The sequence below is a fragment of the Stenotrophomonas sp. 99219_Sma genome, from assembly GCF_056480785.1.
In genome coordinates this window covers 3,427,578-3,444,957 of record NZ_CM151117.1, presented here as the reverse complement: position 1 = coordinate 3,444,957, position 17,380 = coordinate 3,427,578, and the positions used below count along the sequence as shown (strand labels likewise).

Below are 17,380 nucleotides of genomic sequence, written 5' to 3'. Positions count from 1 at the left end.
TCGGAGGGAAACATGAACGATACGACCGCAACCCCGACCTTCAAGCCGAAGAAGTCCGTCGCCCTGTCCGGCACCGCCGCCGGCAACACCGCGCTGTGCAGCGTGGGCCGTAGTGGCAACGATCTGCACTACCGTGGCTACGACATCCTGGACCTGGCCAACACCAGCGAGTTCGAGGAAATCGCCTACCTGCTGGTGCACGGCAAGCTGCCGACCCGCGCCGAGCTGGTTTCGTACAAGGCCAAGCTGAAGTCGCTGCGCGGCATTCCGGCAGCAGTGAAGGCGGCGCTGGAAGAACTGCCGCCGTCGGCACACCCGATGGACGTGATGCGCACCGGCGTGTCCGTGCTCGGCTGCGTGGCGCCGGAGAAGGACGATCACAACCATCCGGGCGCGCGTGACATCGCCGACAAGCTGATGGCCTGCCTCGGTTCGATGCTGCTGTACTGGTACCACTGGAGCCACAACGGCCGCGCCATCGACGTGGAAACCGACGACGACTCGATCGGTGGCCACTTCCTGCACCTGCTGCACGGCGAGAAGCCGCAGGAATCGTGGGTGAAGGCGATGCACACCTCGCTGATCCTGTACGCGGAACACGAGTTCAATGCCTCGACCTTCACCTGCCGCGTCATCGCCGGTACCGGCAGCGACATGTACAGCGCGATCTGCGGTGGCATCGGCGCGCTGCGTGGCCCGAAGCATGGCGGCGCCAACGAAGTGGCGTTCGAAGTGCAGAAGCGCTACGACAACCCGGATGAAGCCGAGGAAGACATCAAGGCCCGCGTCGAGCGCAAGGAAGTGGTGATCGGTTTCGGCCACCCGGTCTACACCGTCTCCGATCCGCGCAACAAGGTGATCAAGGACGTGGCCCGCGAGCTGTCCGAAGAACAGTCCAGCATGAAGATGTACGACATCGCCGAGCGCCTGGAATCGGTGATGTGGGACATCAAGAAGATGTTCCCGAACCTGGACTGGTTCAGTGCCGTCAGCTACCACATGATGGGCGTGCCGACCGCAATGTTCACTCCTCTGTTCGTGATCGCCCGCACCGCCGGCTGGAGCGCGCACATCGTCGAGCAGCGCATCGACGGCAAGATCATCCGCCCGAGCGCCAACTACATCGGTCCGGAAGACCGCGACTTCGTCGCCATCGACAAGCGCGTCTGATCCACCTGCTGTACCCATCCGGCCGGCCGCGTGCCGGCCGGATGCTTTCGCCGCCGCACCGCCGGCACCCGGCCCGCCTCAAGCACTCCGCCAGCCCATGAATACCGATTACCGTAAGAACCTCCCCGGCAGCACGCTGGATTATTTCGACGCGCGTGCCGCTGTCGATGCGATCCAGCCCGGCGCCTATGCCACCCTGCCGTACACCTCGCGCGTGCTGGCCGAGAACCTGGTGCGCCGCTGCGATCCGGCCACGCTCGGCGATTCGCTTAAGCAGCTGATCGAGCGCCGCCGCGACCTCGATTTCCCGTGGTTCCCGGCGCGCGTTGTGTGCCACGACATCCTCGGCCAGACCGCGCTGGTGGACCTGGCCGGCCTGCGCGATGCGATCGCCGACAAGGGCGGTGACCCGGCCAAGGTGAATCCGGTGGTGCCGGTGCAGTTGATCGTCGATCACTCGCTGGCAGTGGAATGTGGTGGTTTCGATCCGCAGGCGTTCGAGAAGAACCGCGCCATCGAAGATCGCCGCAACGAAGATCGTTTCCACTTCATCGACTGGACCAAGCTGGCGTTCGAGAACGTGGACGTGATTCCGCCGGGCAACGGCATCATGCACCAGATCAACCTGGAGAAGATGTCGCCGGTGGTCTACGTGCAGGACGGCGTCGCCTTCCCGGACACCTGCGTGGGCACCGACAGCCACACCCCGCACGTGGACGCGCTGGGCGTGATCGCGATCGGCGTGGGCGGCCTGGAAGCGGAGAACGTGATGCTGGGCCGCGCGTCCTGGATGCGCCTGCCCGACACCGTCGGTGTCGAACTGAGTGGCCGCCCTCAGCCGGGCATCACCGCCACCGATGTGGTGCTGGCCCTGACCGAGTTCCTGCGCAAGGAACGCGTGGTCGGTGCGTGGCTTGAATTCTTCGGCGAGGGTGCCGCGGCACTGACCATCGGTGACCGCGCCACCATTTCCAACATGTGCCCGGAGTACGGCGCGACCGCCGCGATGTTCTACATCGACGGGCAGACCATCGATTACCTTCGCCTGACCGGCCGCGAGGAATCGCAGGTGGCGCTGGTGGAGAACTACGCTCGTACCACCGGCCTCTGGGCCGATGACCTGGCCACCGCACAGTACGAGCGCGTGCTGCGCTTCGATCTGTCCAGCGTGGTGCGCAACATGGCCGGCCCGTCCAACCCGCACAAGCGCGTGGCCACCGCCGAGCTGGCCGAGCGCGGCATCGCCGACGAAGCCAAGCTGGAAGCGGGCAAGGCCGAGCAGGCGCAGGGGCTGATGCCCGACGGCGCGGTGATCATCGCCGCCATCACCAGCTGCACCAATACGTCCAATCCGCGCAACGTGATCGCCGCCGCACTGCTGGCGCGCAAGGCCAACGAGCGTGGCCTGCTGCGCAAGCCGTGGGTGAAGTCGTCGCTGGCGCCGGGTTCGAAGGCGGTGCAGCTGTACCTGGAAGAGGCCGGCCTGCTGCCGGACCTGGAAAAGCTCGGCTTCGGCATCGTCGCCTTCGCCTGCACCACCTGCAACGGCATGAGTGGCGCGCTGGACCCGAAGATCCAGCAGGAAATCATCGATCGCGACCTGTATTCCACCGCCGTGTTGTCGGGCAACCGCAACTTCGATGGCCGCATCCACCCGTATGCGAAGCAGGCCTTCCTGGCTTCGCCGCCGCTGGTGATCGCCTATGCCATCGCTGGTACCGTGCGCTTCGATATCGAGAAGGACGTACTGGGTGTGGATGCCGATGGCAACGAGGTGCGCCTGAAGGACATCTGGCCGACCGATGCCGAGATCGATGCGGTGGTGAAGGCCGCGGTGAAGCCCGAGCAGTTCCGCAAGGTCTACAACCCGATGTTCAACGTGCGCGTGGAGCACGGTGCGGCGGTCAGCCCGCTGTACGACTGGCGCCCGCAGAGCACCTACATCCGTCGTCCGCCGTACTGGGAGGGCGCGCTGGCCGGTGAGCGCACGCTGTCTGGCATGCGCGCGCTGGCGGTGCTGCCGGACAACATCACCACCGACCACCTGTCGCCGTCCAACGCGATCCTGGCGTCCAGTGCCGCCGGTGAGTACCTGGCGAAGATGGGCCTGCCGGAAGAGGACTTCAATTCCTACGCCACCCACCGCGGTGACCACCTGACCGCGCAGCGCGCCACCTTCGCCAACCCGAAGCTGTTCAACGAGATGGTGCGCAACGACGACGGCAGCGTGAAGCAGGGTTCGCTGGCGCGCGTGGAGCCGGAAGGCAAGGTCATGCGCATGTGGGAAGCGATCGAAACCTACATGGACCGCAAGCAGCCGCTGATCATCATCGCCGGTGCCGACTACGGCCAGGGCAGCTCGCGTGACTGGGCCGCCAAGGGCGTGCGCCTGGCCGGCGTGGAGGCGATCGCGGCCGAAGGCTTCGAACGGATTCACCGTACCAACCTGATCGGCATGGGCGTGCTGCCGCTGGAGTTCAAGCCGGGCACCACCCGCCTGACCCTGGGCATCGACGGCACCGAGACCTTCGACGTGATCGGCGAGCGCACCCCGCGCGCCGAGCTGACCCTGGTCATCCACCGCCGCGACGGCCAGGACGTGCTCGTGCCGGTCACCTGCCGCCTGGACAGCGACGAGGAAGTGGCGATCTACGAGGCCGGCGGTGTGCTGCAGCGCTTCGCCCAGGACTTCCTGGAAGGCGCCAAGGTGGCGTGATGCCGGACTGAATGCCTGCCCCCGGAGGCCGGGGGCGGGCTTGTCCGACACCAGGGCAGGGCGCACACTGACTTGGCAAAAACTGCCAAAGGAGAGTTTCATGGCCACCATGAACATTTCGCTGACCGATCCGCTCAAGCAGTTCGTGGACGAAGAAGTGCGCGAAGGCGGCTACTCCAGCACGTCGGACTATGTGCGTGACCTGATCCGCCAGCGCCAGCGCAGCAAGGCTGAAGAGCTGCTCAAGCAGCTGATTGCCGAGGGGCTGGCTTCTGGGCCTGCCGTTCCGGTGACTGCGGCCACATTCGAGCGGATGCGTCGCGAGCTGACCGAAAGGATGGAGCGTGAAGGCGATTGAATGGAGGCCCCGGGCCGAGACAGACGCAGCCGACGCCGCGCTGTGGTACGCACGACAGGGAGGGCTGGCACTGGGTCAGCGCTTTCTCGCCGAGCTGGAGGCCACGCTTCAACGTATTGCGATGTTCCCTGCGTCAGGTTCCGTCCGCCATGCCGACCTCGCCGCACAGTTGCCGGCACTCCTGCGCTTCATGCAGGTTCCGGGCTTTGAACGCTATCTCGTCTACTACCTCGATCTGCCGGACCGCGTGGACGTCATGCGGGTGTGGTGCGTTGATCGTGGCCTTGACGCACTGATGCAAGACATTTCCTGAAATCCAAACGCTTGGATCCGACGATGAATTTTCTTCCGCAACTCCGAATTCCCGCCACCTACATGCGCGGCGGCACCAGCAAGGGCGTGTTCTTCCGCCTGCAGGATCTTCCCGAAGCCGCGCAGGTGCCGGGCGCCGCACGCGATGCGCTGCTGATGCGCGTGATCGGTTCGCCCGATCCGTATGGCAAGCAGACCGACGGCATGGGCGGCGCCACCTCCAGCACCAGCAAGTGCGTGATCATTTCCACCGCTTCGGTGCCTGACCACGACGTGGACTACCTGTATGGCCAGGTATCGATCGACACCGCCTTCGTCGACTGGAGCGGCAACTGCGGCAACCTCAGCACTGCGGTGGGTCCGTTCGCGATTGCCAATGGTCTGATCGATCCGGCCCGCGTGCCGCGCGATGGCCTGTGCACCGTGCGCATCTGGCAGGCCAACATCGGCAAGACCATCATCGCGCACGTGCCGATGCGCGATGGCGAAGTACAGGAGATCGGCGATTTCGAGCTGGATGGCGTGACCTTCCCGGCCGCCGAGATCCAGCTGGAATTCATCGATCCGTCCGATGACGGCGATGCGGGCGCGATGTTCCCGACCGGCAACCTGGTCGACACCCTCGATGTCCCCGGCGTGGGCAGTTTCGAGGTGACGATGATCACCGCCGGCATCCCGACCATCTTCCTCAACGCCGCCGACCTGGGTTACGCCGGTACCGAGCTGCAGCCGGCGATCAATGAAGACAAGGCGGCGCTGGAGCGCTTTGAGAAGATCCGTGCCTACGGTGCACTGCGCATGGGCCTGATTTCGAAACTGGAAGACGCGGCCACCCGCCAGCACACACCGAAGGTGGCCTTCGTTGCCCCGGCGCAGGACTACGTATCGTCCAGCGGCAAGTCGATTTCTGCCGCGGGCATCGATCTGCATGCGCGCGCGCTGTCGATGGGCAAGCTGCACCACGCGATGATGGGTACCGCCGCGGTGGCCATCGGCACTGCAGCGGCAATTCCCGGAACGCTGGTCAACCGTGCTGCAGGCGGCGGCGAGCGCGAAGCGGTGACCTTCGGCCATCCGTCCGGCACGTTGCGCGTGGGTGCGCAGGCCGGTCTCGTTGACGGCCAGTGGACAGTAAGCAAGGCCATCATGAGCCGCAGTGCCCGCGTGCTGATGGAAGGCAAGGTGCGGGTGCCGGCCGAGTGATGCGTTGGTAAACGCCAACCAAGGTTGGCGACTACCGGGCCGCAGTGACCAATTGCTTTGGTAGATGCCAACCTTGGTTGGCATGGTGCACGGGCAACCGTGCACCGTAACGAGGAGATCGACGATGCCTGACAACCCCACCCCATCCAACGAGCGTGCAGCGTGGGATGCGCTGCTGGTGGACATCGTCGACTACGTGCGCGACGCGCGCATCGACTCACCCCTGGCGTTCCAGACCGCGCACCACTGCCTGCTCGACACGCTGGGCTGCGGTTTGGAAGCGCTGTCCTTCCCGGCCTGCAGCAAGCTGCTCGGTCCTCTGGTGCCGGGCATCAGCGTGGTCAACGGCGCGCGCGTACCGGGCACGCACTACGTGCTGGACCCGGTGCAGGCCGCCTTCAACCTGGGCGCGATGGTGCGCTGGCTGGATTTCAACGACACATGGCTGGCCGCCGAATGGGGCCACCCGTCGGACAATCTGGGCGGCATCCTCGCCGTCTGCGATTGGCTGGGACGCAATGCGCAGGCCCTGCGCCGCCCGCCGCCGACCGTGCAGGACGTGCTGCTGGCGATGATCAAGGCGCATGAGATCCAGGGCGTGTTGGCGCTGAAGAATTCGTTCAACCGGGTCGGGCTGGACCATGTGGTGCTGGTCAAGGTGGCGACCACCGCCGTGGTAGCGCAGCTGCTCGGGCTTGATCGCGAACGCATGCTCAATGCAGTGTCGCTGGCCTGGGTCGATGGCCAGGCGCTGCGGACCTACCGGCACGCGCCCAACACCGGCTCGCGCAAGAGCTGGGCCGCCGGCGATGCCACCAGCCGTGGCGTGCGCCTGGCGCTGATCGCGGCAACGGGTGAAATGGGCTATCCGAGCGTGCTCAGTGCACCGACCTGGGGCTTCGAGGCAGTGTCCATGCATGGCCAGGCATTGACGCTGGAGAGACCGCTGGGCAGCTATGTGATGGAGAACGTGCTGTTCAAGATCAGCTACCCGGCCGAGTTCCACGGCCAGACCGCAGTGGAGGCAGCGATTACGCTGCACCAGCAATTGCGCGTGGCCGGGCGGCGCGCCGAGGACATCGAACACATCGCGATCCGGACCCAGGACGCCTGCATCCGCATCATCGACAAGCGGGGTCCACTGCATAACCCGGCCGACCGCGACCACTGCGTGCAGTACATGATCGCCATCGCGCTGCTGCATGGGCGGCTGGTGGCCGAGGACTATGAGGACGACGTCGCCGCCGATCCGCGCATCGACGCATTGCGCGCAAAGATGGCTTGCCACGAGGATCCGCAGCTCAGCGCCGACTACCTGGACCCGGACAAGCGCAGCATCGCCAACGGCCTCAGCGTGCGCTTCAACGATGGCAGCGGACTGCCGGAGGTGCTGGTGGAGTACCCGCTCGGCCATGCCCGGCGCCGCGAGGAAGGCATTCCGCTGCTGATGGACAAGTTCCGCCGGCACCTGGCCCATCGCTTCCCGACCGCCCAGCAGCAGCGCATCCTGGCCGCCTCGCTGGACCCGGTGGCGCTGGCGGCGATGCCGGTGACCGATTACGTGGACCTGTACCTGCCGGTGTAGGGAACGCGCTTCGGCGGATCTGGCGCTGCGCCTGCTTGCCGGGCACGTAGCTGCACCTGCTTTGGTAGGTGCCAACCTTGGTTGGCACAGCCGACGCCAACCAAGGTTGGCGACTACCGGTTCCGCCGGCCAGCGGCCGGCACTACCCGCCCGGGCAATTGCCGAATTCGCGTCAACACCTTGACGCGGCCTGCCTATAATGGCCGCCTCGATCAAGGAGTGACGACATGAGCGGTCCGGCACGGCGGAAGCGGTGGGGATGGGCGGCGGCGGTACTGGCAGGAGGCCTGTTGCTGGGCCTGGCCGGCTGCCGCAACGACAGCGGGCAGCTGCCCAAGGCCAGCGGTGAAGCGATCACCACCAAGGCCGAGCAGGTGAAGGAATTCACCCTGCTGCGCGCTTACCCGGACCAGAAGAATGACGGCCTGTCGCTGGCGCTGGAGTTCTCGCGCCCGCTGGTCGGCACCCAGGATTTCGACAAGCTGGTGCGCTTCGAAGAGAAGGTCGGCACCGACGACAGCAGCTGGACGCTGTCCGATGACGGCCTGACCCTGCGTTACCCGTTCGTCGAGGCTGGCAAGGAGTTCAGCCTGGTGGTCTCGCCGGACCTGCTGGCCGCCGATGGCAGCCGCCTGGGCAAGGAACTGAAGCAGAAGGTGTTCAGCGGCGAGCTGAAGCCGGTGGTCGGTTTCGCCTCACAGGGCAGCGTGCTGCCGGCCAAGGACAGCCGTGGCCTGCCGGTGGTCTCGGTGAACGTGCCCGAGGTTGATGTTGAATTCCTGCGCGTGCGCGAGAAGGACCTGCCGACTTTCTTCAGCCAGTACCAGCGCGGTGGCCGCCGCGGCAGCTGGGAGCTGAGCAGTGACTACGAGCGCAGCCCGATCAACAAGCTGGCCGAGCCGGTCTACGTCAACCGCTTCATCCTCGGCGGCAAGAAGAACGAGCGGGTGCTGACCTACCTGCCGACCCAGGACATCAAGGAACTGCAGGAACCGGGCCTGTACTTTGCCCTGCTCAAGCGCACCGGCGACTATGAAGGCGAGTTCGATACCGCGTTCTTCTCGGTCAGCGACATCGGCCTGCATACCCGCGCCTACAAGGACAAGCTGTTCGTGCACACCGCCGGCCTCAAGGACGGTGCGCCGCTGAAGGGCATCGACCTGCGCGTGCTCGACGCCAAGGGCGAGGTGGTGCTGAAGGGCAGCACTGACGGCAACGGCAATGCGCTGCTGAACTACACGCTGGATGCCACCCGCGTGCTGGTCGCCAGCACGGGCAAGGACACCAGCTTCCTGCCGTTCAACCAGCCGGCGCTGGACCTGAGCGAATTTGCCGTCGCCGGTCGTGACAATGCCTGGTTCGACGTTTACGCCTGGTCCGGCCGTGACCTGTACCGCCCGGGCGAGACCGTGCGCCTGTCCGCCCTGCTGCGCGACAACGATGGCAAGCCGGTCAAGGCACAGCCGGTGTTCCTGCGCCTGAAGCAGCCCGACGGCAAGACCTTCCGCGAGACCCGCCTGCAGCCGGGCGAGCAGGGCTACATCAACTTCGAGCAGGTGATCCCCGCCGAGGCGCCGACCGGGCGCTGGCAGGTCGAGTTCCGCACCGATCCGGCCAGCAAGGAAGCGATCCAGGGCATGACCCTGCGCATCGAGGAGTTCCTGCCCGAGCGCATGAAGCTGGACCTGGACAGCGCGCAGAAGACGCTGAAGCCGGGCGAGGACCTGCGCCTGCAGGCCAATGGTGCCTACCTGTACGGTGCGCCGGCCGACGGCAACCGTTTCACTGCGCGCATGGCGGTGGCCGCCGAACAGCAGCCAGTCGAAGGCCTGCCGGGCTACTTCTTCGGTGACCCGACCCTGCAGCTGCCGCGCGAAGCCAAGGACGTGATCGACTCCACGCTGCCGGGCAACGGCCAGCTGCGTGAGGATGTGGCATTGCCGGAAGAGGCCGCCAAGGCCAAGGCACCGATCGCCGTGGTGCTGTCCGGCAGCCTGTATGAAACCGGTGGCCGCACGGTCACCCGTACCCTGAAGCGGGTGATGTGGCCGGCCAACGCGCTGGTCGGCGTGCGGCCGCTGTTCAACCCCGACGATGGTGCTGATTCCAACGGCAATGCGCGCTTCGAACTGATGCGTGTGGATGCCGTCGGTGCGCCGCAGCCGGCCAAGGGCCTGAAGATCACCCTGGTACGCGAGCTGCGCGACTACCACTGGACCTTCAACGACAACCGCTGGGACTACGATTTCACCCGCCGCTTCGAGAACAAGGAAACGCGCACCGTCGACGCCGGCAGCAGCGCGGTCGCCTTCGATTTCCCGGTGGAGTGGGGCGAGTACCGGGTGGACGTGTTCGATCCGTCCACCGGCCTGACCAGCCGCTACCCGTTCCGTGCCGGCTGGAGCTGGGGCGATGACAACCGCGGCCTGGACGCGCGCCCGGACAAGGTCAAGCTGGGCCTGGACAAGACCGGGTACAAGGCCGGTGACACGCTGGAGGTGACGGTGACCCCGCCGCATGCCGGCAAGGGCATCCTGATGGTCGAGACCGACCGCATGCTGTACGTGCAGGACATCGACGCCAAGCCGGGTTCGACCTTCAAGATTCCGGTCACCGCCGATTGGGAGCGGCACGACGTCTACATCACCGCGCTGGTGTTCCGTGGCGGCAGTGCGCCGAGCAAGATCACTCCGGCCCGTGCCGTGGGCGTGGTGCATGTGCCGATGGACCGCAAGGGCCGCACCGTGGCCGTCGGCCTGGCAGCGCCCAAGCAGATGCGACCGGAGCAGGACCTGCCGGTGACGGTCAGCGCGCCGCAGCTGGCTGGCAAGATGGCGCACGTCACCGTCTCGGCGGTGGACGTGGGCATCCTCAACATCACCCGCTTCCCGGTACCCGATGCCGGTGCGCACTTCTTCGCCCAGCGTCGCCTCGGCATTGATGCCTATGACATCTACAGCCGGGTGATCGAGAGCTTTGACGGCGGTGCCGGCAAGCTGAAGTTCGGTGGCGACATGGCGCTGCAGGCATTGCCGCAGGCCAAGCGCCCGACTGCGCGCGTGCAGACCGTGGACCTGTTCTCCGGCCCGGTGCAGCTCGATGCCAAGGGCATCGCCCGCATCCGCCTGAAGGTGCCGGACTTCAACGGCACCCTGCGGGTGTCGGCGCTGGTCTACAGCGATGACCAGTACGGCAAGCGCGACGTGGAGACCGTGGTGCGCGCGCCGATCCTGGCCGAAGCCAGCATGCCGCGCGTGCTCGCCCCGGGCGACCGCAGCACCGTGACCCTGGACGTGCAGAACTTCACCGGCAAGCCGGGCCAGTTCAACGTGAAGGTGGAAAGCGAAGGCCCGCTGAACCTGGGCGAGGGCAGCCGCAGCGTGCAGTTGAATGCTGATGCCAAGACAACGCTGAGTTTCCCGCTGTCGGCGCGTGAGGGCCACAGCGTGGCCAAGGTGCGCGTACGTGTGGACGGCAACGGCTTCAAGGCCGATCGCCGCTACGAGCTGCCGGTGCGTGCGGCGTGGCCGCAGGTGCTGCGTTCGCAGGTACGTACGCTTGATCCGCTGGCGGCGGTCAGCCTCGACAACAGCCTGACCGATGGCCTGATGTCCGAGTCGGTGAATGCCCGCCTGCTGGTCAGCCCGCTGCCGCCGATCCCGTTCGCCAGTGCGCTGCAGGGCGCGTTGAACTACCCGTATGGCTGTGCCGAGCAGACCACCAGCAAGGGCTACGCTGCGTTGATCCTGGACCAGGCGACGTCGTCGATGCTCGGTGCCGACGGGCTGGATGCCAAGACCCGTCGCGAGCGCATGGAAGGTGCGTTCGGTCGCCTGGCGTCGATGCAGGTGGCCAATGGCAACTTCTCGATGTGGGGTGACGACGGCTACGTGAACCCGTGGCTGACGCCTTACATCACCGAGTTCCTGCTCGATGCCAAGGAGGCCGGCTTCGCGGTGCCGGACAACGTGCTGCAGAAGGCACTGAACCGGCTCAGCGAGGACCTGCTGTCCGGCGGCAACCAGTTCTACGGCCAGGACGACCGCGAGAAGCTGAAGTTCGCCAATCAGGCCTATTCGGGCTACGTGCTGGCCCGGGTCAACCGCGCTCCGCTGGGGACGCTGCGCACGCTGTATGACAACGAGCGCAGCAAGGCGGTCGGCGGCCTGTCGCTGGTCCATCTGGGCGTGGCGCTGTCGCTGCAGGGCGATGCCAAGCGTGGCCAGGCGGCACTGGCCGCGGCCTTCGCCAAGTCCAGCAGCGAACGTCCGTCGTACTTCGGCGACTACGGCAGCGCGATCCGTGATGACGCGCTGATGATCGCGCTGACCCACGAAAACAAGCTGGCCAAGCCGGCCTGGGATGCGCGTGCGGTGGATCTGGGCCGTGGCCTGGATGCGCGCCGCAATGCCGGCTGGATGTGGCTGAGCACGCAGGAACAGGTGGCCATCGCCCGCCTTGGCAAGGCACTGGCCGCCAATCAGAAGGCGCTGGTGGCCGGTGAGCTGGTGATCGGTGGCAACACCGAAGCCATCGGCGAGCGCAAGCTGTTCGGCCGCAATTTCAGCGCCAGCGAGCTGGCCAGCGGCGTGCGCTTCACCCCGCAGGGGCAGCCGCCGATGTTCGCCAGCATCGACGTGGCCGGTATCCCGCGCAGTGCGCCGGCACCGGACAACAGCGTGCTGGGCATTGAGCGCAGCTACTTCGGCACCGATGGCAAGCCGTGGTCGCCGCGCCCGCTGAAGGAAGGCGAAGCGCTGATCGTGCGCGTCACCGTCACCGCCGACACCACGATGCCCGATGCCCTGCTGACCGACCTGCTGCCGGCGGGTCTGGAGATCGAGAACTTCAACCTGGGCGATGCCAAGCAGTGGGCCGACGTAGTGGTTGATGGCATCACCATCAGCGACCGCGGCGAAGCTGCCGACACCAAGCACGAAGAGTTCCGCGACGACCGCTATGTGGCTGCGCTGAAGCTCTCGCGTGGCAGCAAGGCCAACGTGTTCTATCTGGTGCGTGCGGTGACCCCGGGTACCTACTCGGTGCCGCCGCCGCTGGTGGAGGACATGTACCGGCCGCAGCTGCGTGGCGTCGGCCGTAGCAACCCGACCACGATCACGGTGGTACAGCCGTGACCGCGCGGACGGGCCGCGACGGCGCGGCCCGTCCCGCTGGCAAGCTCCAATCCGGCACGCTGCAATGAAGAAGACGATGTCGATCCGGCTGGCGGCCCTGCGCCGCCGGTTGCGGCCGCTGTGGCCGTGGCTGCGCTGGGGCACGGCCGCCACGCTGGCGCTGCTGCTGGTGCTGGATTTCGCCTTCCCGCCGCCGCTGCCGAAGCAGCGCGATACCAGCACCCTGGTGGTGGCTGCCGACGGTACGCCGCTGCGTGCGTTCGCCGATGCCGAGGGCGTGTGGCGCTATCCGGCATCGATCGACAGCGTCTCGCCGCTGTACCTGCAGGCGCTGCTGACCTACGAAGACCGCTGGTTCTGGCGCCATCCGGGTATCAACCCACTGGCCATCCTGCGTGCCAGCGGCCAGCTGCTGCGCGGTGGTCGCATCGTTTCCGGCGGCTCGACCCTGACCATGCAGGTCGCGCGCATCCTCGACCCGCATACGCGCACACCCTGGGGAAAGCTCAAGCAGATGCTGCGCGCGGTGCAGCTGGAAGTTCACCTGAGCAAGCGGCAGATCCTGGCCCTGTATCTGGAGCGCGCGCCCTACGGTGGCACCATCGAGGGCGTGGAAGCGGCCAGCTGGGCCTATCTTGGCAAGCCGGCGGCGCAGCTGTCACATGCAGAGGCCGCGTTGCTGGCGGTACTGCCACAGGCACCAAGCCGGCTGCGCCCGGACCGCCACCCGGAAGCCGCGCAGAAGGCGCGGGACAAGGTGCTGTCACGCATGGCCGAACTGGGCGCGTGGACGCCGGAGGAGGTCCAGGATGCGCGCATCGAGAACGTGGTGGCGCGCTCGCTGCGGCCTCCGCTGCACGCCGCACTGCTGGCGCAGCGCCTGCACTCGGCGCATCCGGGCCAGGCGCGTATCCAGAGCAGCATCGACATCGGCCTGCAGCGCACGCTGGAAGAACGTGTGGCCAGCTATTTCTCGACGCTGCCGGAGCGCACCTCGGCAGCCTTGCTGGTGGTCGACAACCAGACCCTGCAGGCGCGTGCCTACGTCGGTACGTTGTCCTTTGGTGACCGCCAGCGGCTCGGCCACGTCGACATGGTGCAGGCCTGGCGGTCGCCGGGCTCCACGCTCAAGCCGTTCCTGTATGCGATGGCGCTGGACGATGGCCTGATCCATTCGGAAAGCCTGCTGGTGGATGCGCCACAGAGTTTCGGCAGCTACCGCCCCGGCAATTTCGACATGGCCTTCAATGGGCCGATTGGTGCCTCCAGTGCATTGCGGCTGTCACTCAATGTGCCCTCGGTGGACCTGCTGCAGCGGGTCGGGGCCGCGCGCTTCGCCGCGCGCCTGTCGCACTCCGGCATCCAGCTGCGCTTCCCGCCGGGCAGCACGCCCAACCTCTCGCTGATTCTGGGCGGTACCGGTGCGCGGCTGGAAGATCTGGTCGGCGCGTTCGCGGCGCTGAACCGCAACGGCATTGCCGGACGCGTGCGCTACACCGATGACGAACCGATGATCGAGCGGCGCCTGGCCTCGCCGGGCGCCAGCTGGATCGTGCGCGAAATGCTGGAATCGAACCCGCGCCCAGGCTACAGCGTCGGTACGTTCGATGTCGGTGGCCGCCCGCGTGTGGCGTGGAAGACCGGCACCAGTTACGGGTACCGCGATGCGTGGGCAATCGGCAGCACGCGCCACTACACCGTGGGCGTGTGGGTGGGCCGGCCGGACGGCACACCGCTACCGGGCCAGTACGGCGCGGTGACCGCGCTGCCGCTGATGTTCGAAGTGGTGGACAGCCTGCCGCGCCAGCGCGGCGATTCGGCTGCTGCACCGATGCCGGCAAGTGTCAGCCAGGAAGATATCTGCTGGCCCACCGGCGAACGCGCCGAAGGCCTGCCGACGGCACTGTGCCAGCGGCGGATGTCGGCCTATCTGCTGGACGGCGCGGCACCACCGACCTTCCCCGAGCGCGAGGCGCGGCGCTGGCAACCGGGGCGCCAGCGTTACCTGGCCGACGCGCGGACCGGTCTGCGTGTATCCGCTGATTGCCGTTTGCCGCATGAGGAAGTCGCGCGAGAGATCGCGCGCTGGCCGGCGTTGTTGTCACCGTGGCTGCCCAAGGCCACGCGCGCTGCCTCGCAGTTGCCGGCGTTGTCGCCGGATTGCCGCGACGACGGGCGTGAGGCCAGCGTGGCCCTGCACATCGATGGCCTCAATGATGGCGCCACGCTGGCGCGTGCACCCAATGCCGAACATGGCGTGCGCCTGCAGCTGCGCGCGCTGGGCAGCGAGCAGGCGGTGGACTGGCTGCTGGATGGCCGTTGGATCGCGCAGACCCGTGGCGCGCAGTTGATGCAGCGCGAGTTCGCCGATCCGGGCGCACACACTTTGACCGCGCTGGCGGCCGATGGCGCGTGGACGCAGGTGCGGTTCAACGTTCTCCGCTAGATGCCGGCCTTGGTCGGCGCGCGGTCCAACGCCAACGACACCGCCGTGCTCTGGTAGGTGCCAACCTTGGTTGGCACGCGATAAATGCGCCCACCAAGGTGGGCATCTACCAAGGCGTATGCGGGGCCGCTATTCCCCGATCCACCCATCCAGCAGGTCGGCGAACTCGTCGGCGTGCTCCTCTTCCTGCGCCAGTATCTCTTCAAGGATGCGCTTGGTGGTGGTATCGCGGTCGCCGATGAAGTTGATCATCTCGCGGTAGCTGTCGATGGCGATGCGTTCGGCCACCAGATTCTCGCGGACCATGTCGCGCAGGTCGCTGCCTTCCTTGTACTCGGCGTGCGAGCGTGCGGTCAGTGTATCGGGGTTGAAGTCCGGCTCACCGCCGAGCTGGACGATGCGCTCGGCCAGCTTGCCGGCGTGCGCCTGTTCCTGCTGTGCATGTTCGAGGAATTCGGCTTTCACCGCGTCGGCCAGCATGCCCTTGGCCATGAAGTAGTGCCGGTAGTAGCGCAGCACGCATACGTACTCGGTGGCCAACGCATCGTTGAGCAGCTTGATCACGACCTTGCGGTCGGCGCTGTAGCTGTCGGTGATCGCACCGTCTTCGATGTTGCGCCGCGCGCGTTCGCGCAGGGTCTTGCGGTCACTGATACCGGGCACCTTTGCGGCAGGCTTTGCGGCTTTGGCTGGCTTGGTGGACATGGCTGGCCGTTTCCTCTTGCGGTGGAAGATCAGGTTGGCAGGTGCTCCAGCACGTATTCGGCCGAAGACACTTCGAACTGGCCGGGCTGCTCGATCCAGGCCGCACGCACCACGCCATCCACCACGTACAGGGCGAAACGGCGTGAGCGGATGCCCATGCCCGAGGCGCTGGCGTCGAGCTCCAGGCCGAGCGCACGGGTCAGTTCGGCATTGCCGTCGGACAGCATCAGCAGGCCGTCGGGCACGCTCTGGTCGGCGGCCCAGGCCTTCATCACGAACGGGTCGTTGACCGCCATGCAGTAGACATCGATGCCGCGCTGGCGGAACGCCTGGAATTTCTCGACGTAGCCGGGCAGGTGGCGCGCCGAGCAGGTCGGGGTGAACGCGCCGGGCACGGCGAACAGCACCACCTTGCGTGCGTCGAACAGCGAATGCGTATCGAGCGTTTCGATGCCCTCGCGGATGCGCTTGAGGGTCACTTCCGGAATGCGGTCGCCGACATGGATGGTCATGGGGAACTCCTTGCTGGGGCAGGCTAGTGGGCCGGATGGGACAGGGGCGTCAAGACATTGGAAAACCCGTGTGCAGGCCCCATCTTCAGGCTTTGTGGCAGGGGCTTCCAGCCACAGCGTGGGGCATGGGGATGGCAGCCGCATTGCGCAGGATCAGTCGGCCTCACCGGGGCCGCACGAGGGGCGGCGTAGCATCGCCGGCGCGTAGAATGAACCTGGGGCGGCGCCACCGGCGCGGCCGAAGCAGATCGAGGTAGCTGGATGGAATTCAAGGATTACTACGCCACCCTGGGGGTGGAACCGAGCGCGGGCGAGGCGGAGATCAAGACCGCCTACCGCCGGCTGGCACGCAAGTACCACCCGGACGTCAGCAAGGAGGCCGGGGCCGAAGACAAGTTCAAGGCGGTCAACGAGGCCTACGAGGCGCTGCGCGATCCGGAAAAGCGCGCGGCCTACGACCAGCTGCGCGCGCAGGGCTATCGCCCGGGCGAGGAGTTCAACGTGCCGCCGAACTATGGTGGTGCTGGCGGTTTCAATTTCGAGGAAGTATTCGGCGGTGGCGGCCCCAATGGCGGCTTCAGCGACTTCTTCGAGAGCCTGTTCGCGCGCCAGCGTGGCGGTGGTGGCGCTGGTCCGGGGCCGGGTTTCAGCAGCCAGGGCCATGCGCCCAACCGTGATACCCGCGCCAAGCTGTCGGTGCCGCTGGAAGCGGCCTACAGTGGCGACAGCCTGCGCATCACGGTCAACGGCAAGCAGCTGGATGTACGCGTGCCCAAGGGCATCCGCCCGGGCCAGGTGATCCGCCTGGCGGGGCAGGGCAACCATGGCGGCAACCTGCTGCTGGAAGTGGAATATGCCGCCCACCCACAGTTCGAGGTCGATGGCCGCAACATCCTCTATACGCTGCCGGTGACCCCGTGGCAGGCCGCGCTGGGTACCAGCATCAGCGTGCCGACCCTGGGTGGAGCGGTGGAATTGAAGATTCCGGCCGATTCCGATGCCGGTCGCAAGCTGCGCCTGCGTGGCCGTGGGCTGCCAGGCAGCCCGGATGGCGACCAGATTGTTGAAATCGAGATCGTGGCCCCGGCCGCGACCGACGAGGCGCAGAAGAAGGCCTACCGGAATCTGGCCAAGGCCTTCGGCGAGACCATTTGAAGGTAGTGCCGGCCGCTGGCCGGCAACTTCATTGCCCGGGACGGTGATGCGTGGTTGCCGGCCAGCGGCCGGTACTACCGCGC

The 17,380-nt window shown here is 66.7% G+C and carries 11 protein-coding genes; 9 read left to right on the top strand and 2 right to left on the bottom strand.

Annotation, left to right across the window (positions count from 1 at the left end):
- The first annotated feature begins 12 nt into the window (after nt 1-12).
- The 8 genes from prpC to pbpC all read left to right on the top strand — a co-directional run bounded on the left by prpC (nt 13) and on the right by pbpC (nt 14,925).
- A complete protein-coding gene (gene prpC / locus ACZK13_RS15830; RefSeq protein WP_014038133.1) occupies nt 13-1,170 on the top strand; it encodes a bifunctional 2-methylcitrate synthase/citrate synthase in 1,158 nt (385 codons plus the stop codon).
- 97 nt (nt 1,171-1,267) lie between these two features.
- Entirely contained in the window at nt 1,268-3,886 is a 2,619-nt protein-coding gene (acnD, locus tag ACZK13_RS15825) for a Fe/S-dependent 2-methylisocitrate dehydratase AcnD (protein WP_478450925.1), read from the top strand.
- 100 nt (nt 3,887-3,986) lie between these two features.
- Nucleotides 3,987-4,244: a type II toxin-antitoxin system ParD family antitoxin gene (locus tag ACZK13_RS15820; RefSeq protein WP_006384133.1), complete on the top strand. Its 258-nt coding sequence runs from the start codon at nt 3,987-3,989 to the stop codon at nt 4,242-4,244.
- Nucleotides 4,231-4,557 carry a type II toxin-antitoxin system RelE/ParE family toxin gene (locus tag ACZK13_RS15815; protein WP_006384132.1) on the top strand — a complete coding sequence of 109 codons (327 nt, stop codon included), beginning with the start codon at nt 4,231-4,233 and terminating at the stop codon, nt 4,555-4,557. The genes ACZK13_RS15820 and ACZK13_RS15815 overlap by 14 nt, the downstream gene beginning before the upstream one ends.
- Nucleotides 4,558-4,580: 23 nt before the next feature.
- Nucleotides 4,581-5,759, top strand: a complete 1,179-nt coding sequence (gene prpF / locus ACZK13_RS15810; RefSeq protein ID WP_253145166.1) for a 2-methylaconitate cis-trans isomerase PrpF — start codon at nt 4,581-4,583, stop codon at nt 5,757-5,759.
- 124 nt (nt 5,760-5,883) lie between these two features.
- Nucleotides 5,884-7,344, top strand: coding sequence for a bifunctional 2-methylcitrate dehydratase/aconitate hydratase (locus ACZK13_RS15805; RefSeq protein WP_478481898.1), 1,461 nt, complete (start codon nt 5,884-5,886; stop codon nt 7,342-7,344).
- A 227-nt stretch (nt 7,345-7,571) separates the two neighbouring features.
- Nucleotides 7,572-12,479: an alpha-2-macroglobulin family protein gene (locus tag ACZK13_RS15800; protein ID WP_478481897.1), complete on the top strand. Its 4,908-nt coding sequence runs from the start codon at nt 7,572-7,574 to the stop codon at nt 12,477-12,479.
- A 64-nt stretch (nt 12,480-12,543) separates the two neighbouring features.
- A complete protein-coding gene (gene pbpC / locus ACZK13_RS15795) occupies nt 12,544-14,925 on the top strand; it encodes a penicillin-binding protein 1C (RefSeq protein ID WP_478481896.1) in 2,382 nt (793 codons plus the stop codon).
- A gap of 129 nt (nt 14,926-15,054) precedes the next feature.
- Here the strand turns inward: pbpC and ACZK13_RS15790 are convergent, their stop codons facing one another.
- Nucleotides 15,055-15,630 (bottom strand): ferritin-like domain-containing protein, encoded by a 576-nt coding sequence (locus tag ACZK13_RS15790; RefSeq protein ID WP_049421227.1) that lies wholly within the window; start codon nt 15,628-15,630, stop codon nt 15,055-15,057.
- A 29-nt stretch (nt 15,631-15,659) separates the two neighbouring features.
- Nucleotides 15,660-16,142 (bottom strand): peroxiredoxin, encoded by a 483-nt coding sequence (locus ACZK13_RS15785; RefSeq protein WP_032127816.1) that lies wholly within the window; start codon nt 16,140-16,142, stop codon nt 15,660-15,662.
- A gap of 261 nt (nt 16,143-16,403) precedes the next feature.
- Here ACZK13_RS15785 and ACZK13_RS15780 point away from each other — a divergent pair, with 261 nt between their 5' ends.
- On the top strand, nt 16,404-17,297 hold the full coding sequence (locus tag ACZK13_RS15780; protein ID WP_180838652.1) for a DnaJ C-terminal domain-containing protein: 894 nt from the start codon (nt 16,404-16,406) through the stop codon (nt 17,295-17,297).
- Nucleotides 17,298-17,380 lie beyond the last annotated feature (83 nt).